The sequence below is a fragment of the Paraburkholderia sp. SUR17 genome, assembly GCF_029536165.1.
In the GTDB taxonomy this organism is placed as follows: Bacteria; Pseudomonadota; Gammaproteobacteria; order Burkholderiales; family Burkholderiaceae; genus Paraburkholderia; species Paraburkholderia kururiensis.
In genome coordinates, this window is sequence record NZ_CP120508.1 from 1,808,439 (window position 1) to 1,828,179 (window position 19,741).

At 67.4% G+C, this 19,741-nt stretch carries 19 protein-coding genes; 16 read left to right on the forward strand and 3 right to left on the reverse strand.

Translation table 11 applies throughout. The features are described 5' to 3' along the window. Window positions 1–148: 148 nt before the first annotated feature. From P2869_RS07990 to P2869_RS08025, 8 genes are all read left to right on the forward strand, one after another. On the forward strand, window positions 149–1,066 hold the full coding sequence (locus P2869_RS07990) for a LysR substrate-binding domain-containing protein (RefSeq protein ID WP_277597960.1): 918 nt from the start codon (window positions 149–151) through the stop codon (window positions 1,064–1,066). Window positions 1,067–1,266: 200 nt separating this feature from the next. After that, window positions 1,267–2,103, forward strand: a complete 837-nt coding sequence (locus P2869_RS07995; RefSeq protein ID WP_277597961.1) for a sugar phosphate isomerase/epimerase — start codon at window positions 1,267–1,269, stop codon at window positions 2,101–2,103. A gap of 64 nt (window positions 2,104–2,167) precedes the next feature. Next, window positions 2,168–3,211, forward strand: coding sequence for a sugar kinase (locus tag P2869_RS08000; protein ID WP_277597962.1), 1,044 nt, complete (start codon window positions 2,168–2,170; stop codon window positions 3,209–3,211). A 77-nt stretch (window positions 3,212–3,288) separates the two neighbouring features. Continuing rightward, complete coding sequence (locus P2869_RS08005) at window positions 3,289–4,614, forward strand: MFS transporter (protein ID WP_033351294.1); 1,326 nt, start codon at window positions 3,289–3,291, stop codon at window positions 4,612–4,614. Between the two features lie 4 nt (window positions 4,615–4,618). Further along, on the forward strand, window positions 4,619–5,587 hold the full coding sequence (locus tag P2869_RS08010; RefSeq protein WP_126879383.1) for a D-glycerate dehydrogenase: 969 nt from the start codon (window positions 4,619–4,621) through the stop codon (window positions 5,585–5,587). After that, window positions 5,584–6,669, forward strand: a complete 1,086-nt coding sequence (locus tag P2869_RS08015; protein ID WP_277597963.1) for a LacI family DNA-binding transcriptional regulator — start codon at window positions 5,584–5,586, stop codon at window positions 6,667–6,669. The genes P2869_RS08010 and P2869_RS08015 overlap by 4 nt, the downstream gene beginning before the upstream one ends. Before the next feature lie 144 nt (window positions 6,670–6,813). Further along, window positions 6,814–7,641 (forward strand): YhfC family intramembrane metalloprotease, encoded by an 828-nt coding sequence (locus P2869_RS08020; protein ID WP_017775923.1) that lies wholly within the window; start codon window positions 6,814–6,816, stop codon window positions 7,639–7,641. A gap of 130 nt (window positions 7,642–7,771) precedes the next feature. Next, window positions 7,772–8,137 (forward strand): DUF3022 domain-containing protein, encoded by a 366-nt coding sequence (locus P2869_RS08025; RefSeq protein ID WP_026121683.1) that lies wholly within the window; start codon window positions 7,772–7,774, stop codon window positions 8,135–8,137. A gap of 107 nt (window positions 8,138–8,244) precedes the next feature. Here the strand turns inward: P2869_RS08025 and P2869_RS08030 are convergent, their stop codons facing one another. Together P2869_RS08030 and P2869_RS08035 are read right to left on the reverse strand one after the other, a co-directional pair. Continuing rightward, entirely contained in the window at window positions 8,245–8,682 is a 438-nt protein-coding gene (locus P2869_RS08030; RefSeq protein WP_017775921.1) for a PGDYG domain-containing protein, read from the reverse strand. A 5-nt stretch (window positions 8,683–8,687) separates the two neighbouring features. Next, window positions 8,688–9,173 (reverse strand): Spy/CpxP family protein refolding chaperone, encoded by a 486-nt coding sequence (locus tag P2869_RS08035; protein ID WP_042298753.1) that lies wholly within the window; start codon window positions 9,171–9,173, stop codon window positions 8,688–8,690. A gap of 271 nt (window positions 9,174–9,444) precedes the next feature. Between P2869_RS08035 and P2869_RS08040 the strand changes: the two genes are divergently transcribed. After that, window positions 9,445–9,909 (forward strand): Lrp/AsnC family transcriptional regulator, encoded by a 465-nt coding sequence (locus P2869_RS08040; protein ID WP_042298754.1) that lies wholly within the window; start codon window positions 9,445–9,447, stop codon window positions 9,907–9,909. Window positions 9,910–10,154: 245 nt separating this feature from the next. Continuing rightward, window positions 10,155–11,252 carry a saccharopine dehydrogenase NADP-binding domain-containing protein gene (locus tag P2869_RS08045; RefSeq protein WP_277597964.1) on the forward strand — a complete coding sequence of 366 codons (1,098 nt, stop codon included), beginning with the start codon at window positions 10,155–10,157 and terminating at the stop codon, window positions 11,250–11,252. Between the two features lie 94 nt (window positions 11,253–11,346). Here P2869_RS08045 and P2869_RS08050 read toward each other — a convergent pair whose 3' ends face one another. Continuing rightward, a complete protein-coding gene (locus tag P2869_RS08050; RefSeq protein ID WP_017775917.1) occupies window positions 11,347–11,928 on the reverse strand; it encodes an AAA family ATPase in 582 nt (193 codons plus the stop codon). A 366-nt stretch (window positions 11,929–12,294) separates the two neighbouring features. Between P2869_RS08050 and P2869_RS08055 the strand changes: the two genes are divergently transcribed. From P2869_RS08055 to rbsK, 6 genes are all read left to right on the forward strand, one after another. Then, window positions 12,295–12,837: a hypothetical protein gene (locus tag P2869_RS08055; RefSeq protein WP_277597965.1), complete on the forward strand. Its 543-nt coding sequence runs from the start codon at window positions 12,295–12,297 to the stop codon at window positions 12,835–12,837. 260 nt (window positions 12,838–13,097) lie between these two features. Then, a complete protein-coding gene (locus tag P2869_RS08060) occupies window positions 13,098–14,054 on the forward strand; it encodes a sugar ABC transporter substrate-binding protein (RefSeq protein WP_017775915.1) in 957 nt (318 codons plus the stop codon). Window positions 14,055–14,471: 417 nt separating this feature from the next. Beyond that, the gene (locus P2869_RS08065; protein WP_277597966.1) at window positions 14,472–16,139 is read left to right on the forward strand and encodes a sugar ABC transporter ATP-binding protein; all 1,668 of its coding nucleotides are present in this window, start codon (window positions 14,472–14,474) and stop codon (window positions 16,137–16,139) included. Then, on the forward strand, window positions 16,136–17,179 hold the full coding sequence (locus tag P2869_RS08070; protein WP_277597967.1) for an ABC transporter permease: 1,044 nt from the start codon (window positions 16,136–16,138) through the stop codon (window positions 17,177–17,179). Before P2869_RS08065 ends, P2869_RS08070 begins: the two co-directional genes overlap by 4 nt. Window positions 17,180–17,238: 59 nt before the next feature. Continuing rightward, window positions 17,239–18,276 carry a LacI family DNA-binding transcriptional regulator gene (locus P2869_RS08075; RefSeq protein WP_017775912.1) on the forward strand — a complete coding sequence of 346 codons (1,038 nt, stop codon included), beginning with the start codon at window positions 17,239–17,241 and terminating at the stop codon, window positions 18,274–18,276. 244 nt (window positions 18,277–18,520) lie between these two features. After that, entirely contained in the window at window positions 18,521–19,423 is a 903-nt protein-coding gene (rbsK, locus tag P2869_RS08080) for a ribokinase (protein ID WP_277598075.1), read from the forward strand. Window positions 19,424–19,741 lie beyond the last annotated feature (318 nt).

Genomic DNA, 19,741 nt, shown 5'->3' on the forward strand with positions numbered 1-19,741 from the left:
CGGCCTTGGTGGATGACGCAAAGCTGACGGGTCCCCGGTGAAAAAGGGGCGCAGGGCAGCGAACGGCCTAATCCTAAATTGAATATATCGATATGAGAAATCGTCATTTGTGACGTACGATATCGGGAAATCCGATAGTCGAGTGACGATGACGCCAGATCAGCTTATAACCTTCGCTGCCGTAGCCGAGCACCTCAACGTGAGCCGGGCCGCCGACGCCCTGCACCTCTCGCAGCCGGCCGTTTCGGGCCAGTTGAAGCTCTTGCAGGAGGAGATCGGCGAGCCGCTGTACCAGCGCGACGGCCGTGGCGTGCGCCTCACGCCGGCAGGGCAGCAACTGGCGGCCCATGCGGTGCGCCTGCGCGACACCTGGCGCGAGGCGCAGGCTTTCCGCGACGCGCTGCGCGGACTCGAACGCGGCACGCTGCGCATTGGCGCGAGCACGACGCCCGCGAGTTATCTGCTGCCGTACCTGCTCGCGGATTTCCACCGGCGCTATCCGGACGTCTCGCTCGAAACCATGAGCGGTAATACCGGCGACGTAGTCGCGTTGCTCGGCACGCTGGATATCGCGCTGATCGAAGGACCGGTCGGCATGGATTTGCCCGTGGACACCACCGCCCACGAGTGGAACCAGGACGAGGTGGTGGCCATCGCGCCGCGCGGGCACGCACTGGTCTCGGGCGACGGGCAGTCGTCCACTGCCGCGGGCGATGCCCGAATCACGCTCGCTGCGCTGGGGGCATGTCCGCTGGTGCTGCGCGAGGCGGGCTCCGGCGTGCGGCAGACGGTGGAGCGCGCGTTCGCGCGAGCCGGCGTGCCTATGCGTGTGGCGCTGGAAGTGGCCGGCGTGGAGGGCGTGAAGGAGGCCGTGCGCGCCGGCATGGGCGTCGGTTTCGTCTCGGCGATGTCGATGCGGCACGAGGACGGTGCGCTCGCCCAGTTGTCGCTCGCGCCGGAGCCGCTCACGCGGCGCTTTTCGATTCTCGTGCCGCACGCCGCGGCGGCCTCGCGGGTAGCGCGGCGATTTCTGGAGCTGTGTCTTGCCGGCGAGGTGGCCGGCTGATCACGGCTTGCCGCGGGTTGGGCTGAGCGCAGACGCTGGACTAACGCGCCAGGGATTTCCACTATGGCCTTGTCACTATGCCCGGCGCACTATCGGAACCAGTTTTGGAACCGGTTCCAAGATTGATCAAACGATCCTGCCGCTGTCATGCTGGGACGCTGCGGGAAGCCGGAAATAGCGAAAGAAAGGAGGGCTGTCCCATGACCGAAGTGGTAATTGTGGCAAGCGCGTTCGGCGCCGAGGCCATACGGCGCGACGGCCACCGGGCGTGGATTGCGACGGCCGCTGCGGCCGGGGCCTCGGGCTTCGAGGTGCGCCGCGAACTGATTGTGGGCGAGGCCGGCGTGCAGCCCGCCGCGCTGCGTGAACTCGGTGCGGCTATTCGGGAAGCGGGCATGTGGCCGGTCTGGTCGACGCCTGCTGCGCTTTACAGGGCCAATGGCGCGGCTCACGACGTGGCCAACGGCGCGACAGACAGCACGACCAAAAGCACGATCAACAGCGCACCCGCCGGCACGCTCGACGCCACCGCACTGAGCCGCGCGCTCGACGAAGCCGCGGCGCTCGGTGCGCGTTTCGTGAAGCTCCAACTCGGCGCCTTCGCCGGCGAGACGCACGCGGCAAGCATCGCAGCGTGTCTGCGTGGTCGGGATACGCGGCTGGTCGTCGAAAACGGGCAGTTGAAGGAAGGGGGCATGGCGGCCCAGTTCGTCGCGTTCTTCGAGGCGCTCGAAGCGCAAGGGCACGGGCGCCTCGCCGGCATGACCTTCGATATCGGCAACTGGCAGTGGACGGGCGTGGCGCCCGCGGCCGCGGCGCAGAAACTCTCGCCCCATGTGGAGTACATCCATTGCAAGGCGGTAGCGGGCGAGGGCGCGCGGCGTTTCGCCGTGGCGCCCGCCGCGGACGACCCCGTGCTCGCGGCTGTCCTGCCGTTGCTGCCGAGGCACGCGCCTCGCGGCATCGAGTTTCCGTTCCACGCCGGGCGCGTGGCCGAAGACGCCGTGCGCTACGTCGAATGGCTCGCCGCCGCTTGAGCAGGGCGTGCAGCGCGACGCGAAGCACGGCATAAAGCACGACGTGAAGCAGGAAAGCAAACCCATGACAGACACCCCACTCGATGTCGTTACCTATGGCGAAGCGATGGCCATGTTCGTTGCCGCCGAGGCCGGAGCGCTCGCGCGCGTCGGCCATTTCACGAAACGCGTGGCGGGCGCGGACCTGAACGTCGCGATCGGTCTTTCGCGGCTCGGCTTCAAGGTGGGCTGGATGAGCCGGGTGGGGCGCGACTCCTTCGGCGACTACGTGCGCGACACGCTGGAAAAGGAGCGCATCGACCAGCGCCGCGTGCTCACCGACGAACGCTACCCAACCGGCTTCCAGTTGAAATCGAAGACCGACGACGGCACCGACCCGGTGGTCGAATACTTCCGCAAGGGTTCGGCCGCGAGCCATCTTTCGCCCGACGACTACGACGCCGACTACGTGCTTGGCGCGCGTCATCTGCACCTAACGGGCGTCGCGCCCGCACTCTCGGCAAGCTCGCGCGACCTCGCGTTCCGCCTGGTACGCGAAATGCGCGCCGCGGGCAGGACCCTCTCATTCGACCCGAACCTGCGCCCCACGCTGTGGCCGTCGCGCGAGGCGATGATCGAGACGTTGAACGCGCTTGCCGCGTACGCCGACTGGGTGCTGCCCGGCATCGGCGAGGGCAAGGTGCTGACGGGCTACGACCGGCCCGAAGACATCGCGCGCTTCTATCTGGAGGCCGGTGCGCGCGCCGTGATCGTGAAACTCGGTCCGCAGGGCGCCTACTACCGCACGGCGGACAGCGAGGGCACGATCGCGGCGCAACGCGTCGACAACGTCGTGGACACCGTGGGCGCCGGCGACGGCTTTGCCGTGGGCGTGGTGAGCGCGCTGCTGGAAGGCCGCCCGCTGCCCCAGGCGGTGGCGCGCGGCAACCGCATCGGCGCGCTCGCGATCCAGGTGATCGGCGACTCGGAAGGGCTGCCCACGCGCGCGCAACTCGATGCGCTCGAAGCGGCTGAAGGGGCTGAAGGCGCTGAAGGGGCCGGCGCCAACCAGACCGACGCCACCGCTTCATTGGACAACCACAACAAGATGTCGGCAACGGCGCACTGACGCAGGGCGCACTTCGCGTGCCCGCGCGTCCGCATCCGCTGAACGATGCTTTCATTCACTGCATGAAGGAGACACTCATGGGTTCGTCCACACTCGCCACTCTCGCGCCACGCCGCTGGTGGGCGATCATGCCGATCGTGTTCATCACGTACAGCCTCGCCTATCTCGACCGCGCGAATTACGGCTTCGCCGCCGCGGCGGGCATCAATCAGGATCTGGGCGTGAGCAAGGGCCTCTCGTCGCTGATCGGCGCGCTGTTCTTTCTCGGCTACTTCTTCTTCCAGATTCCGGGGGCCATCTACGCCGAGCGCCGCAGCGTGCGCAAGCTCGTGTTCGTGAGCCTCGTGCTGTGGGGCGGGTGCGCGGCGCTCACGGGCATCGTGCGCAACATCCCGGCGCTCATTGCGATCCGCTTCGCGCTCGGCGTGGTGGAGGCAGCCGTGATGCCGGCCATGCTCATCTTCATCAGCAACTGGTTCACGAAGCGCGAGCGCTCGCGTGCCAACACGTTCCTGATTCTCGGCAACCCCGTCACGGTGCTGTGGATGTCGATCGTCTCCGGCTACCTCGTGCATTCGTTCGGCTGGCGCCACATGTTCATCGCCGAGGGCCTGCCCGCCGTCGTGTGGGCCGTGGCCTGGTGGTTCATGGTGCGCGACCGGCCCGAGCAGGTGGCGTGGCTCTCCACCGAAGACAAGCAGGCGCTCGACGCCGCGCTGCGTGCCGAACAGGCCGCCATCCGCCCGGTGCGCAACTACGGCGAGGCGTTCCGCTCGCCCGCGGTGATCAAGCTCTGCGCGCAGTATTTCTGCTGGAGCATCGGCGTCTATGGCTTCGTGCTGTGGCTGCCGTCCATCCTGAAAGGCGGCTCGACGCTCGGCATGGTGGAGACGGGCTGGCTCTCCGCGCTGCCGTACCTTGCCGCGACGATCGCGATGCTCGCGGCGTCGTGGGCCTCGGACCGGCTCAATCGCCGCAAGGTGTTCGTCTGGCCGTTCCTGCTGATCGGGGCTGCCGCGTTTGCGGCTTCGTACGTGATCGGCACGGGCACGGGCACGCACTTCTGGTTCTCGTATGCGCTGCTCGTGATCGCGGGCGCCGCCATGTACGCGCCTTACGGACCGTTCTTCGCGATCGTCCCCGAACTGCTGCCGAAGAACGTGGCCGGCGGCGCGATGGCGCTTATCAACAGCATGGGTGCGCTCGGCTCGTTCGTGGGCTCGTATGTCGTGGGCTATCTGAATGGCGCGACGGGCTCGCCTGCGGCATCCTATGCGTTCATGAGTGCGGCGCTGGTGGCCGCGGTGCTGTTCACGCTCGCGGTGAAGCCGCAGCCGCCGCAGCCACAGTCGCACGAGGAAATCGACGGGCGCAGGCTTGCCACGCCCATGCAAGGAAAATGACCGGATGAAGAACAGGATCGTCGCCTACAAGCCGTTGCCCGCCGACGTGCTCGCCTTTTTACGCGAGCACGCCGACGTGATCGAAGTGGACGCCGCCCGGCACGATGCGCTCGTCGCCGCACTGCGGGAGGCGGACGGTGCCATCGGCGCGAGCGTGAAGATCACGCCCGCCATGCTGGACGGTGCACAGCGGCTCAAGGCGCTTTCGACGATCTCCGTCGGCTACGACAACTTCGACGTGCCGGACCTCACGCGGCGCGGCATCGTGCTCGCGCATACGCCTGACGTGCTGACCGAATCGACGGCGGACACCGTGTTCTCGCTGATTCTCGCCACCGCGCGGCGCGTCGTGGAGCTGGCGCAGTGGGTCAAGGCGGGGCACTGGACGGGCAGCATCGGGCCCACGCACTACGGCACGGACGTGCAGGGCAAGACGCTCGGCATCGTCGGGCTGGGACGCATTGGCGGCGCCGTGGCGCGCCGCGCGGCGCTCGGCTTCAACATGCGCGTGCTCTACACAAACCGCAGCGCGAACGGGCAGGCGGAGCGCGATTACGGCGCGCGGCGCGTGGAACTGGCGGAACTGCTTGCCGCGTCGGACTTCGTCTGCCTGCAGGTGCCGCTCACGCCCGAGACCCGGCATCTGATCGGCGCGGCCGAATTCCGGCAGATGAAGCGCAGTGCCATCTTCATCAACGCATCGCGCGGCGCGACGGTCGACGAAGCGGCGCTGATCGACGCCCTGCGCGCCGGCACCATTCACGGCGCGGGGCTCGACGTGTTCGAAGAAGAGCCGCTGCCGGCCACGTCGCCGCTGCTCGCCCTGCCCAACGTGGTCGCGCTGCCGCACATCGGGTCGGCCACGCACGAGACGCGTCACGCGATGGCGCGCTGTGCGGCGGAAAATCTCGTTGCGGCGCTGGCCGGCACGCTGGCCGTCAACGTCGTCAACCGCGAAGTGCTGGCACGATGAGCCGCACGCCTGCCCAACCCTCGGCGGCGTCGGCAACGCCGATGTCGCCCCGCCGCGCGACGATCAGCGACGTCGCGCGCGAAGCCGGCACCGGCAAGACCAGCATTTCGCGCTACCTGAACGGCGAGTTCAACGTGCTCTCTGCGGAGCTGCGCGCGCGCATCGAGGCGGCCATCGAACGTCTGGACTACCGGCCGAACCAGATGGCGCGCGGCTTGAAGCGCGGCCGCAACCGGCTGATCGGCATGCTGCTCGCGGACCTCTCGAATCCGTACTCCGTCGAAGTGCTGCAAGGCGTGGAGGCGGCGTGCCAGGCGCTCGGCTACATGCCGCTCATCTGCCACGCGGCCAACGAGGTCGAGATGGAAGGCCGCTACCTGCAACTGCTCACGACGTATCGCGTGGAAGGCGTGATCGTCAATGCACTCGGCGTGCGCGAGGCGATGTTGAAGCCCGTGGGCAGCGGCGGGATTCCGTCGGTGCTGGTGGACCGTACCGTGGAAGGGCTCGACGCCGACATGGTCGGGCTCGACAACGAAGCCGCCGTGCGACTTGGCACGGCGCATTTGCTGGAGCGCGGCTACGAGGAGATCGTGTTCGTCGTGCAGCCGTACGAGCACGTGAGTTCGCGGCGGCGTCGCGTGACGGCGTTTGAGGACGCCATGCGGGCGACGCCGCAGGTTCGTGCCGACACGGTGGTGCTCGATCTGCAGAACGACGAAGCGGCGCGCGCTGCGCTCGCGGCGCTGGACGAGCGCATCGGTAAGGGCGCGGACGAACGGCAGCACGATGCACGGCCACGCATTGCGCTCTTCGCGGGCAATGCCCCGGTAGCGCTGCGCATCGCGCTGCATCTGAATGCGCGCTACGGTGTGCAATGGCAGCGGCGCGTCGGGCTGATCGCGTTCGACGATCCCGATTGGGCCGAACTGGCCGGCATCACGACGATCCGCCAACCCACGCGCGCCATCGGCTATCGCGCCGTGGAGTTCCTGCATCAGCGCATCGAGGGCCTCGCCGACGTCGCGCGCGAATGCGTGTTGCCGGGCGAACTGATCGTGCGCGCCTCGACCGGCGGTTGAGCCGACGCGGCGTGGTGACGTCCATCAGGCCGCGTATCGTCGCGGGTAGCCGCTTGGCCTGAATCGATAATCTGCGATCATTCGGTCTGCGGCGCGCAGGCGGGACACTTCCTGCATGGCGTGCCGGCTGTCTCAAGGACCCTCATGACCGTATCGCCTTTCACGCTTACCTGTCTCTCGCTCGCGACGCTCGCCGTCGCCGCTGTTCCCGTTCTGCTGTACCGGCGCCTGCGCTCGCCGCTCGGTTTCGACCGGCGGCCCGCCATCGCCGGCATTGCCGTCTTCGCGCTCTTTGCCATGGTGATCGAGCGCGCGCTCAACGACTACCTGCTGAGGCAGAACCCGATCACGTCGGCCTGGCTCATGCGGCCTGCGGCGTTCGTCGTGTACGGCGCGCTCGCAGCCGGCATCTGCGAGGAGATGGGCCGGTTCATCGCGATGCGCATGCTGCTGAACCGCTTCGGCCGCGGCCGGCCCGCTGGGGAGGGCGACGGCATGGGCTTCGCTTACGGCATCGGTCACGGGGGCGCCGAAGCGTGGATGATCGGCGTGCTCGTGCAGGTGCAGTGGATCGTGTTCGCCGTGCTCGAGAATCGCGGCCAGCTCGACGGCTATCTGCCCAACGTGTCCGAACCGGCGATGATGCGTATCCACCTGATTCTTGCCAGTCTCTCGCCGGCCACGGCGGGCATTTTCGCGCTGGAGCGGCTCGCGGCACTCGCTTTTCAGATCGGACTTTCCGTGCTGATGTGGCAAGGCGTGCGGGCCGGCTGGCGTGGCATCCTGCCGCTGGCCATCGCAGTCCATGCATTGATCGACGTGCCCGCTGCGCTGTTTCAGGCCCACGTGCTGCCGCTTGCCGTGGTGGACGGCGGCTACGCGCTGGCGGGCGTGGCGGTTGCAGGCGTGCTGGCGAAGCGGGTGAGCGATGCACGAAAGACGCGCGCCACGCGGCCTGGACAGACGGTTTGACGGCTCGCCTGGACAGACGGTTTGACGCCGCGCCTGGACGTGGCACTAAGCGGCACGAAAGGGCATGAAGCCCCACGAAGGACGGCACGATCTCTGGCGCCGCCCGACACGACAACTTGATGGGCAGAAGATGGAAGGCTACCAGTACGAATGCGCGAGCCCGGAGTTCGAGGAGCTTGCGCGCGTCATCACCGATCTCTTTCCGGAGCAGACACGCTTTGTCGAGCACCCCGCCGACGACGGCACGCCGCAACTCACGGTGCACTGGGTCGCAATGCGGTTCGGCGCCACGGCCCGGCGCATCGCGCTGACGATCGCGATCACGCCGGCGGCACTGGCGCGCTACCGGGCGTTGCCGGCGCGGCTGCGCGGACGCAGCTATGCCGTGCTGAGAGCCTATGTGGAAGCCGAGCTGGGTTCGCTCGAAGAACAGTATGCGAAGGGCGAGGCGGTGCCGCGCGAGGTAACCGTGGCACCCGGCGACGACTTCGCCTGAACGAAGCCGTCGCGTGTCTGCGCAAGCATGCTGCTAAAAGGAAGCGCGAGGGCCGAAGGGAGTCGTGCGAGCAGTACGCGAGGCGCCTGCGAAAAGCGGCCGGGCGCTCAATCCGCGCGGCGATAGACCTTCGCGAAACGTTCCGCCTTCACCACGCCATAGTCGCCGGGCGCGTACTGCATGACCCAGTCGCCGGCCGTGCCGTGCAGCACGTCGCCGCCGGCGGCCGAACGCGCAATCGAGAATGCTTCGTCCATCTGTCTGGCGAGCACCACGACCGGGCGATTACGATACGACCCCGGCTCGCCATGCGGCAGTGCCGGGGCGGCCGGCAGATACTTCGCGTCGAAGCGTTCACGCGACACCACCCAGCGCTCGCCGCCTGAACTCGTGATGAGCGCGTCGCCGCGCACATAGCGGTTCGGGCCTTCAAGGCTCATCAGCTCGCCTTCCTGCGTGGCGAATTCGACCGTGACGGTTTCGTCCTTGACGACGCGCTGTGCGGCCGGGTCCGCGCGAAGGTCGAGATGTTCGAGTGCGATCATCGTGCTCACTGCGCCTTGGACGGCTGCGGCGATTGCTGTGATTGCGGCGCCTTGCCCGAACGGTGACGGCGCGATGCCTGCCGCTCGTGGAAGGTCTGGTCCGCAAGCTTCTTCTGATCCGGCGAGAAGCTGTTGTAGAGCGGCTCGAAAGCATCGACGAGCTTCTTCATGCCCTCCGCGTGCGCCTGCGTGATCTGCGCGTACTGCTTCATGTCGTCGAGCGCGGTGCGGTTCGTATCCGCCTTGCGCTGCTCATAGAGCTGCGCCATGGTCTGACCGTTGCTGCGCATGACGTCGGCAAAGGCGTTCCATTGGCTTTCCTGCTGCGGCGTGATCTTGAGCGCCGAATGCAGATACGTGATGCGCTGCTCGACGTGCTGTTCACGCATGGGCGCGCTGGCGGCGGCCGGCGCCGAGGCCGGTGCGGTGCTCTGCGCGAAGGCGCTCGTCATCGAGAGAACGGCGGCGAAAACCACGAGGGTTTTTTTCATTGTTGCTCCTTGGAATGTTGCGTAGCGAGGCAGGGCGCATTGCTGAAAGAGATCCACTGCGAAGACCCGCGTGGAAAGTCCGCTGCGCCTTGGGCGCTATTAGTATCACGATATCACGGCGCTCCGTGTGACCCGCCACAACTCCTTACAAACGAAACGATCGGCAAAAATGCGCAGATAGCGCGTCCGTGAGGCACACGCGAGGTGGTTCGCCGGCACGTCCCCGCGCGGGCGATAATCGCGTCTTTCAACCGACTCCGTTCGCCCTCCGATGAGACCTCCGCGCCTCGACCAGCTCGACGAACTCGACCGCAACCTCGTTGCGCTGCTCCAGCAGAACGCCCGCGAAAGCGTGGCGAATCTCGCGCGCCAGCTCGGCGTGGCGCGCACGACGGTCATTGCGCGCATCGCGCGGCTCGAACGCTCGCAGGTGATTGCGGGTTACAGCGCGCGGCTCGGGCAGGACGTGCTCGATGCCAGCATCCAGGCCTGGGTGGGCCTCATCATTGCGCCCAAGCACGGGCCGGACGTGCAGAAGCGCCTCGGCAGGATGCCGGAGGTGCAACTGCTGTGCGCCGTGAGCGGCGAATACGACTACGTGGCCTGGCTGCGTGCCGACTCGCCGGAACGGCTCAACGACCTGCTGGACCAGATCGGCGGGCTCGCGGGCGTGGAGCGCACCACGACGTCCATCGTGCTCGCGCGCAAGATCGATCGCGGCACCGTCACGGGCTGACGGTGGGCTGGCGGTGTGCTGACAGCAGGCTGACAACGTCGGCTGACAACATGGGCTTAAGCGCGCCACGGCAGGCCGCCGTTGACACGCTTTTTATACGTTTTCGTCAGACCGGCGAGAAGCTTCGTCTAAACGGCGAAAGCCATGGTCGAAGCGCAGCATTTTGCGCCTATGATCCGTACCGGGCCGTCTCTACACTGTGTCGCGCAGGTTCGCCATACGACACAAAACACAAGGAGAAGCCCATGAAAGTCGCGATCGTCGGTGCCGGTCTGATCGGACACACCATTGCCCATTTGCTGCGCGAAACCGGCGACTACGAAGTCACCGCGTTCGACCGCGACCAGCCCGCGCTCGACAAGCTCGCGGCCCAAGGCATCCCCACGAAGCGCGTCGATTCCGCCGACCCCGCCGCGCTGCGCAACGCCATCCAGGGGTTCGATGCGCTCGTCAACGCGCTGCCTTACTACCTCGCCGTGAGCGTCGCGGCCGCGGCGAAAGGCGCGGGTGTCCACTATTTCGATCTGACCGAGGACGTGCGGGCCACGCACGCCATCCGCAGCCTTGCCGAAGACGCCGAGCACGTCTTCATGCCGCAATGCGGTCTCGCGCCGGGCTTCATTGGCCTTGCGGCGCACGAACTCGCGAACCGCTTCAGCGAGATTCGCGAGGTCAAGATGCGCGTGGGCGCGCTGCCCGAGTTTCCGACCAATGCGCTCAAATACAACCTGACCTGGAGCGTGGACGGCCTCATCAACGAATACTGCCAGCCGTGCGAGGCGATCCGCGACAGCCGTACGCAATGGGTGCAGCCGCTGGAAGGCCTCGAACACTTCTCGCTCGACGGCATCGAGTACGAAGCGTTCAATACCTCGGGCGGCCTCGGCACGTTGTGTGAAACGCTGGCGGGCCGCGTCGAATCGCTCGATTACAAGTCGGTTCGTTATCCGGGCCACCGCGCGCTCATGCACTTCCTGCTCGAAGACCTGCGGCTCGCGGGCGACCGCGACACGCTGAAGTCGGTGTTGCGCCGCTCGGTGCCATCCACGGCTCAGGACGTTGTGCTCGTTTTCATCACGGTGACGGGCATGCGCGATGGCCAGCTCGTACAGGACGTCTTCACGCGCAAGATTTTCGCGAAGACCGTTTGCGGCGTGCCGATGAGCGCCATCCAGATCACAACGGCCGGTGCCATGTGCGCCGTGCTCGACCTGTTCCGCGAAAAGCGCCTGCCGCAAAGCGGATTCGTGCGCCAGGAGCAGGTGTCGCTGCGCGAGTTCCTCGGCAACCGCTTCGGCCAGCTGTACGAAGGCGCGACGCTAGACGCGATGGCCACGGTCTGATCGGGTAGCAGCGCAGCAGCCAACGCCGGGGCGAAATCGGGGTGAAAGCGGGGCCCCGGCAGGCGAGCAACAGGAACCGGAAAGCAAGCCTCGACTACGGCGCCGCGAGTTGCGCGAGCAGGGCGTCGTAGTCGGCATCCGAGGGCGCCGTGCTGTCGAACATCAAAAGCCCTTCGCATGCGGTACCTGAGGGCACGAAACGCCGCTGGCGATACTCGTCCCAATGCGCGAGCTTGTAGGCATCGTTGGGATTACCGCGCGCGACGATGCGCCGGTGCGCCGTCTCCTCGGACGCATGAACCCACACGATGCGGATGGCGACATCCGCGCCCACCCCCAGCCACGCGCGATCGAACAGACGCCGGTCGCGCACCTCGCGCGAGAGCGGTCCGATCACGATCACGCTGATACCGAGTTCGAGATTCTCGCGCGCCGTGTCGATCAGCCCCAGGTATTCGGGGTCGCGCAGATGCTGAAGGTAAAGGGGGCTGTCGCGATCGTTCGGATCGCCCGTGAGGGCGCCGATGGCCGCGGCGCTGTAACGCCCATAGAGCGTGTCCTTGTCGAGCAGGCAGAAGGCCTCGCCCGTCGCGCGCATGAGCGGTGCGATCAGGCGCTTTGCCAGCGTGGACTTGCCGGTGCCGGCATGACCGCAGATGAAGATCAGTCGGGCCACGAATACTCCATTACATCCATTGGCTTCAAAGTCGAACGGTAGCGTTGGCCGATCATGACGGCGAAGGGAGCGCCGCGCAAGCGCGCGAGGCGAGCGGGTGGTGCGTGCGTAGTGCGCGGGTGTGCGTGGCGTTGTGTGCGCGGCCGCACATCGGCGCCCATGCCTGGGCACGCGCACGCTGCGATCGATAGACCGGCGCGGGTATCATGGGCGCGCGTGCCGTCCGCGCTGTGATTCGTGCCGTGCGCGGGCAACGCATGGCGGGCCGGCAGACGGCGCACAGGCGGCAACCAGACAAACAGAACATCAGGCATGGTCGCCCGAGCCGGGTGACGCGAGGGAGGCCGGAACATGCTGTTACGGCGCATGCAGACCAGAAGGATCACCGAGATCGCACACACGGGGCAAGGCGAAACAGGCGGGGCCGGCGTGCGTGCCATGCACTGCGCGTGGAACGCGTCGCGCGCCTGCCTCGCAACCCTGGCGACCACCGCAACCCTGACCGCCGTCACCACGATTGCCCTTACCGCCGGTCTTGCCGGCTGCGCCGAAACACCCGGCACGCCGCTGCCGCTTCGGCCCGTGCCCGCAGAGCGCATCGTGAAGCCCGGCTACACCATGCAAGCCGAAGGCAAGGTCGCCGTCGACGTGCGCCGCGAGCCAGCGACCAACGTGCTGGTGCGCCTGCGCGACGTGCTCGTCTACGTGGACGGCGAGCGCGTCACCGACCTCATGCAGGGCGAACACGTCACCTTCTGGCTCACGCCGGGCCTGCACCGCATCGCGGTGTCCACGCAGTTCGATCCTGTCGTCGAGATTCCCTTTCAGGTCGATGCCCGGTTCACGAACCGGGCGAGCGTCAGCTTCAACGCCGACCACCGTGTCGGAGTCCGGCGGGTGGCGCAGTAATGCAGGGCGCCCGCTGCGCCCATCCGCCAGGGATTACCCGTACGACCCTGCATCGGCCGTACGCATCATGCGCCGGCCGCTGCCTTGCCGCGCCTCGCTTTCCGCCCGAACGGCGGATGCGGCGTGGCAGGCCCCCGTGTGCGACGCAGCAGCGCCCGCCGTTGACACGGCGTTTTGGCAATGCCCAGAATAGGCGCTCGCAAACGTTTGCGCGCTAAAAATACGGCTCATCCGAGCCTGACAACAAGGAGATAACCAGAATGAATTCCCGCATTCGCCGCCGCGTCCTTGCGGCCGCCGTGGCCCTCACCGCTGCGGCTGCGTTGCCGTTTTCCACCGCTCACGCCGAAGCTGCCAGGAAGCCGAAAGTCGCGCTCGTCATGAAGTCGCTCGCCAACGAGTTCTTTCTCACCATGGAGACCGGCGCAAAGGACTACCAGAAACACAACCCGGGTCAGTTCGACCTGATCACCAACGGCATCAAGGATGAAACCGACACCGCGGCGCAGATCCGCATCGTCGAGCAGATGATCGTCTCGAAGGTCGACGCGATCGTGCTGGCGCCCGCCGATTCCAAGGCGCTCGTGCCGGTGGTCAAGAAGGCGGTGGATGCCGGCATCATCGTGGTGAACATCGACAACCGGCTCGACCCGGACGTGCTCAAGTCGAAAGACCTGAACGTACCGTTCGTGGGCCCGGACAACCGCAAGGGCGCGAAGAAGGTGGGCGACTACCTCGCGAAGAAGCTGAAGGCGGGCGACGAAGTCGGCATTCTCGAAGGCGTGTCGACCACCACCAACGCGCAGCAGCGCACGGCCGGCTTCAAGGACGCGATGCAGGCGGTGGGCGCGAAGATCGATTCGGTGCAGTCGGGCGAGTGGGAAATCGACAAGGGCAACGCGGTGGCCTCGGCCATGCTCAACGAGTACCCCAACATCAAGGCGCTGCTGTGCGGCAACGACAACATGGCGATCGGCGCCGTGTCGGCGGTGCGCGCCGCGGGTCGCCAGGGCAAGGTGTACGTGGTCGGCTACGACAACATCAACGCCATCAAGCCCATGCTGAAGGATGGCCGCGTGCTTGCCACGGCCGACCAGTACGCGGCCAAGCAGGCCGTGTTCGGCATCGACACGGCGCTCAAGGCGATTGCCGACCACAAGAAGCAGTCCGAGCTTTCGGGCGTGGTCGAAACGCCGGTCGATCTCATCACGAAGTAATCGACCGGGCGCGGCCGGCCGGGAACCCGCAAGGCAAGTCGCGCATCAACGAAGCCGGCGTCGCGTCCGTGCGTGGGTGGTTCGGGCGCGCCGTCCGGCGCTCAAGAAAAGCTTGGCGTCGCCGTTATTCACCGGTATAGCGTCATGGCGGCAGACGCGGCCATTCGATTCGCATGAATGGCCGGTCGGCAGGCGAACAGGCGCGGCGTGGGCAACGCGGCAGGCGCGGGCGGGCCCGCTTGCCGACGCGGCCACGCAGCAGGTCACGATGGAGCGGGAGCCATACAGCAGCAGATGCTGTCGAGCCCCGCGGCATCGGCCTTCAGCCAACATGACACACGAAGCGGCAGTCGGGCTTTCCGCCGCCACAGTGCGGTGACCAGGCCGGCGAGAGCGGCTTTCGACAACAGGATGGAAATGGATTCAACGGACTCCGACGTGCCGCGCGCGCCGTCCGGCTTGCCTGCCGTGCTTTCGGTCACGGGCATCGGCAAGACCTGGGCGTCGCCTGTGCTTGCCGACGTGAGCCTCGAGCTGCGCGCAGGCGAAGTGCTCGCGCTCACGGGCGAAAACGGCGCGGGCAAGAGCACGCTTTCGAAGATCGTAGGCGGTCTCGTGGACCCGACGACGGGCTCGATGCAGCTGGCCGGCGCGCCGTACCGGCCCGCCAGCCGCACCGAGGCCGAAGGGCTCGGCGTGCGCATGGTGATGCAGGAGCTGAACCTGCTGCCCACGCTTTCCGTGGCCGAGAACCTCTTTCTCAACCGGCTGCCGCACTTCGGTCCCGCCGCGTTCGGCTGGATCGACCGCAAGCGGCTGCGCGAGGACGCGCGTGAGGCGATGGCCCAGGTGGGGCTCGACGCGATCGACCCGGATACGCTCGTGGGCGAACTCGGCATCGGCCACCAGCAGATGGTGGAGATTGCGCGCAACCTGATCGGCGACGCGCGCGTGCTGATTCTCGACGAGCCCACCGCCATGCTGACCGCGCGCGAGGTCGAACTGCTGTTCGAGCAGATCGCGCGGCTCAAGGCGCGCGGCGTGGCGCTCGTCTACATCTCGCATCGACTCGAAGAACTGGCGCGCGTGGCCGAGCGCGTGGCCGTGCTGCGCGACGGGCGTCTCGTGCACGTGGACGCGATGGCGAACCTCACACCGGATCGCATCGTCGCGCTGATGGTGGGGCGCGAGCTGGGCGAGCGCATCGACCTGGGCGAGCGGCGCATTGGCGCGCCGCTCTTGCGCGTGGAGCGCCTCACGCGCAGCGAAGCGGTGCGCGACGTGTCGTTCGAGGTGCGCGCGGGCGAGATATTCGGCATCTCCGGCCTGATCGGCGCGGGCCGCACGGAGCTGCTGCGCCTCATCTACGGCGCGGACGACAAAGACGGCGGCACGGTGGCGCTAGCGCCATCGCCGGGCGCCACGCCTGTCCCCGTGAAAATCGCCTCGCCGGTGGATGCGGTGCGCGCCGGCATCGCGCTCATCACCGAAGATCGCAAGGGCGAAGGGCTGCTGCTGCCGCAACCGATCGCGGCCAACGTGTCGCTCGGCAATCTCGGCAGCGTGTCGCGTCACGGCGTGGTCAACGCCACGCGCGAGAACGCGCTTGCGGCACGTCAGATCGAGGCGCTGCGCATCCGCACCTCGGGGCCGGGCCAGCCGGTGGGCGAGCTGTCGGGTGGCAACCAGCAGAAGGTCGTGATCGGCCGCTGGCTCGCGCGCGAGCGCAAGGTCCTGCTGTTCGACGAACCGACGCGCGGCATCGACGTCGGCGCGAAGTTCGATATCTATGGCCTCATGGGCGCACTGGCGCGCGAGGGGCGCGCACTCGTGGTGGTCTCGAGCGATCTGCGCGAGCTGATGCTGATCTGCGACCGCATCGGTGTGATGTCGGCGGGACGCATGACCGGCATCTTCAGCCGCGATACGTGGTCGCAGGACGCGCTGCTGGCGGCGGCCTTTGCCGGTTACCGCAGCCGCGAGGCGCTGCTGCACAGCCCCCACGACGATGCCAACGACGCCAACGACGTCCCCGGCGGCCCACGCCGCGAGGACGCTCAACCGAATGCACGGAGTCTGTCATGAACAACCAACCGCTGCCGCAGGGCCATGCCCCGGGCACGCAGGAGAGCGCGGCCGGCGGGAATGCGGCCAGTGTGGCGAGCGGGGCGAGCGCGAAGCCGGCCGGCACGCGCCTCGGCTTCTCAAACTATCTGGGCCTCGCGGGCGCGCTCGTCGCGATGATCGCGCTCTTCTCGGTGCTGAGCTCGCACTTCCTCACTTACGACACGTTCAGCACCATCGCCAACCAGATTCCCGATCTCGTGGTGATGTCGGTGGGCATGACGTTCGTGCTCATCATTGCCGGCATCGATCTTTCGGTGGGCTCGGTGCTCGCGCTCGGCGCCTCGGTGGTGAGCGTTGCCGCGCTCAAGTGGGGCTGGGGCGCATGGCCTGCCGCGCTGATCGGGCTTGCCGCCGCAGCACTCACCGGCACGTTGACGGGCGCCGTGACGGTGGGCTGGCGCATTCCGTCGTTCATCGTTTCGCTCGGCGTGCTGGAAGCGGCGCGCGGGCTCGCCTACCAGATGACGAACTCGCGCACGGCCTATATCGGCGATGCGTTCGACTTCCTTTCGAATCCCATCGCGGTCGGCATTTCGCCGGCGTTCCTGATCGCGGTCGTCGTGATGGTGGTCGCGCAGCTCGTGCTCACGCGCACGGTGTTCGGGCGCTATCTGGTGGGCATCGGGACCAATGAGGAAGCCGTGCGGCTCGCGGGCGTGAACCCGCGGCCCTACAAAGTGATCGTATTCGCGTTGATGGGCGCGCTGTCGGGTCTCGCCGCGCTGTTCCAGATCTCGCGCCTCGAAGCCGCGGACCCGAACGCCGGCGCGGGGCTCGAACTCCAGGTGATCGCTGCGGTGGTGATCGGCGGCACGAGTCTGATGGGCGGGCGCGGCTCGGTCATCAGCACGTTTTTTGGCGTGTTGATCATTTCGGTGCTGGCGGCCGGGCTCGCGCAGATCGGCGCGAACGAGCCGACCAAGCGCATCATCACGGGCGCGGTGATCGTGGTGGCCGTCGTGCTCGACACGTATCGCAGCCGGCGCCGGCGCGCGTAGGGCGCGAGGGCACAGAGCAGAACACAGCAGCAGACAGCGAAGCAGGAGAGCAACAGCTTATGGCGACGATCAAGGATGTAGCGGCCGTGGCAGGCGTGTCGTTTACGACGGTATCGCACGTCGTCAACAACTCGCGCCCGGTGTCCGCGGATGTTCGCGCGAAGGTCGAGCGGGCCATCCACCAGCTCAATTACGTGCCGTCGGCCGTCGCGCGCTCGCTCAAGGCGCGTTCCACGGCCACGGTGGGGCTCGTCGTACCGAACGGCACGAATCCGTACTTTGCCGAACTCGCGCGCGGGGTCGAGGACGGTTGCGCGCGCAAAGGCTACTGCGTGTTCTTCTGCAACTCCGACGACGACCCGGCCAAGCAGCGCAGCTACCTGCGCGTCCTGCAGGAAAAGCGCATCGACGGACTGATCGTCGCATCGGCCGGCGACGACGCCGTGCTCGCGCAGACGCTCTCTGGCTCGCGCGAGCCGCTCGTGATCGTGGACCGCAACATCGAAGGCCTCGCCGCCGACCTCGTGCAGATCGACCACGAGAAGGGCGCCTGGCTCGCCACGCGGCATCTGCTGGAACTGGGCCATTCGAAGATCGGCTGCATCACGGGGCCGGTGTCCACGGCGGTGAGCGCGATGCGCGTGCACGGCTTTCTGCGCGCCATGGCCGAACGGGGCATCGAGATTCCCGCGGGCGCCATCGTCGAAAGTGACTTTTCCGGCACGGGCGGCTACCGCGCGGCGAGCCAGCTGTTCGATTCGGTACGGCCGAGTGCTATCTTCGCCGGCAACGACATGATGGGCATCGGCGCGCTGCGCGCCGCCGCCGAACGCGGCCTGCGCGTGCCGCAGGACTGCTCGGTGATCGGCTTCGACGACATCGAACTGGGCCGCTTCACCTACCCGGCGCTCTCGACGGTGGGCCAGTCGGTGCGCGCGCTGGGCGAAACGGCGGCGCAGACGCTGATCGAGCGCATTACGGGCACGGGGCAGACCGACGGTGCACCGCCGCGGCGGCGCGTGGTGGCGCCGCAGCTGATCGTGCGCGAATCGACGGCGCAGTGGTCGGGCGACCATGCGCAGGGGTTCGTGGCCTGACAGGCGCGGCGACGGGCGAGCGCGCTCGGGTCAGGCAACGCAGTGAAGCGCGACGACGACCGACGAAGACCTGCGCGGCTCGATGCAACGCAAAGACGGCAAGGCGGAGAAGAGCGTGGCGGACGAAACAGCGGCAACGACAGTGAACGCAGTGAACGCAGGAAGCGCAGCAATGACAGGCATCCCGGGTAAGGCAGAGCAGGGGCAGGGGCAAGAGCAAAGGCAAGGGAAAAGACACGGCCGCGTGGCCGTGGTCGGCAGCCTCAACATGGATCTGGTTGCCCGCGCGCCGCGCATGCCGAAGCCGGGCGAGACGCTGGCCGGCCACGCATTCGCCCAGGTGGCGGGCGGCAAGGGCGGCAACCAGGCCGTGGCCGCCGCGCGGCTGGGCGCCCGGGTGGCGATGGTGGGCTGCGTGGGCGCCGACGCGAACGGCGAGCAGCTGCGCGCGGGCCTGCTTGCCGAAGGCATCGATTGCACCGCACTTGAATCGAGCGCAAACGCCCCGACCGGCGTTGCGCTGATCGTCGTGGACGACAGCAGCCAGAACGCGATCGTCATCGTGGCCGGCAGCAACGGCGAGCTCGCGCCTGCTACCGTCGCGCGACATGAGGCCGTGCTGGCCGCCGCCGATGTCGTGGTCTGCCAGCTGGAGACGCCGGTCGACGCCGTGCATGGCGCGCTGGCGGCGGCGAACCGGCTCGGCAAGACCGTGATCCTCAATCCCGCGCCGGCCACAGGGCCGCTGCCTGCGGCGTGGCTGCCGCTCATCGACTATCTGATTCCGAACGAACTGGAGGCCGCGACGCTGACCGGCCTGCCGGCAAGCACGCCCGAAGACGCGGCGCGCGCCGCTGCGGCGCTGTGCGCAGCCGGCGCGCGCAATGTGCTGGTGACGCTGGGCGCGCAGGGCGTCTGCGCCGCGCTTGGTGGAATGGAGCCCGTGCACTATCCGGCGCCGCGTGTGACCGCCATCGATACGACTGCGGCTGGCGACACCTTCATTGGCGGCTTTGCGGCGCAACTCGCGGCAGGCGCGAGCGTCGACGAAGCCATTCGCTTCGCCCAGCGTGCGGCGGCTATTTCCGTCACGCGTGAAGGCGCCCAGCCTTCCATTCCGCGCCTCGCTGAGGTCCGCGCTTCTTGAGCGTTTCGTCAGTCGCGCGTGCCTCCTTCATAGCGGTCGTCGCGTTGCCGGAGCCGGCGTGGTGTGCTGCGCCCGGTTTTCCGAAGATCATCACCTGAAGTTCATGCTGCCTGTGCAGCACGCGGCGGCCCGGCTTTCTTTCTTCTTCCGCCGCGACACAGCGCGTCGCCGGTTCTCCCTCTCGTACCCGCTTGTCCTTCCATGTGCGCCGTGCGCGATGTCCGGGCGCCAATGAACGCCCCATTCGAACGCGCCATTCCGCATCATTCCTCAGTCTTGCAATTTTTACCTGATTTCATGGTGAATATGATCAGACCA

Bases quoted from the DNA above. Each gene is read 5' to 3' on its own strand.
- P2869_RS07995 (WP_277597961.1), top strand. From the start codon at position 1,267: ATGACCGAAGTGGTAATTGTGGCAAGCGCGTTCGGCGCCGAGGCCATA.
- P2869_RS08065 (WP_277597966.1), top strand. From the start codon at position 14,472: ATGGATTCAACGGACTCCGACGTGCCGCGCGCGCCGTCCGGCTTGCCT.
- P2869_RS08035 (WP_042298753.1), bottom strand. From the start codon at position 9,173: ATGAAAAAAACCCTCGTGGTTTTCGCCGCCGTTCTCTCGATGACGAGC.
- P2869_RS08040 (WP_042298754.1), top strand. From the start codon at position 9,445: ATGAGACCTCCGCGCCTCGACCAGCTCGACGAACTCGACCGCAACCTC.
- P2869_RS08070 (WP_277597967.1), top strand. From the start codon at position 16,136: ATGAACAACCAACCGCTGCCGCAGGGCCATGCCCCGGGCACGCAGGAG.
- P2869_RS08060 (WP_017775915.1), top strand. From the start codon at position 13,098: ATGAATTCCCGCATTCGCCGCCGCGTCCTTGCGGCCGCCGTGGCCCTC.
- P2869_RS08005 (WP_033351294.1), top strand. From the start codon at position 3,289: ATGGGTTCGTCCACACTCGCCACTCTCGCGCCACGCCGCTGGTGGGCG.
- P2869_RS08020 (WP_017775923.1), top strand. From the start codon at position 6,814: ATGACCGTATCGCCTTTCACGCTTACCTGTCTCTCGCTCGCGACGCTC.
- P2869_RS08015 (WP_277597963.1), top strand. From the start codon at position 5,584: ATGAGCCGCACGCCTGCCCAACCCTCGGCGGCGTCGGCAACGCCGATG.
- P2869_RS08055 (WP_277597965.1), top strand. From the start codon at position 12,295: ATGCAGACCAGAAGGATCACCGAGATCGCACACACGGGGCAAGGCGAA.
- P2869_RS08010 (WP_126879383.1), top strand. From the start codon at position 4,619: ATGAAGAACAGGATCGTCGCCTACAAGCCGTTGCCCGCCGACGTGCTC.
- P2869_RS08075 (WP_017775912.1), top strand. From the start codon at position 17,239: ATGGCGACGATCAAGGATGTAGCGGCCGTGGCAGGCGTGTCGTTTACG.
- P2869_RS07990 (WP_277597960.1), top strand. From the start codon at position 149: ATGACGCCAGATCAGCTTATAACCTTCGCTGCCGTAGCCGAGCACCTC.
- P2869_RS08025 (WP_026121683.1), top strand. From the start codon at position 7,772: ATGGAAGGCTACCAGTACGAATGCGCGAGCCCGGAGTTCGAGGAGCTT.
- P2869_RS08045 (WP_277597964.1), top strand. From the start codon at position 10,155: ATGAAAGTCGCGATCGTCGGTGCCGGTCTGATCGGACACACCATTGCC.
- P2869_RS08030 (WP_017775921.1), bottom strand. From the start codon at position 8,682: ATGATCGCACTCGAACATCTCGACCTTCGCGCGGACCCGGCCGCACAG.
- P2869_RS08000 (WP_277597962.1), top strand. From the start codon at position 2,168: ATGACAGACACCCCACTCGATGTCGTTACCTATGGCGAAGCGATGGCC.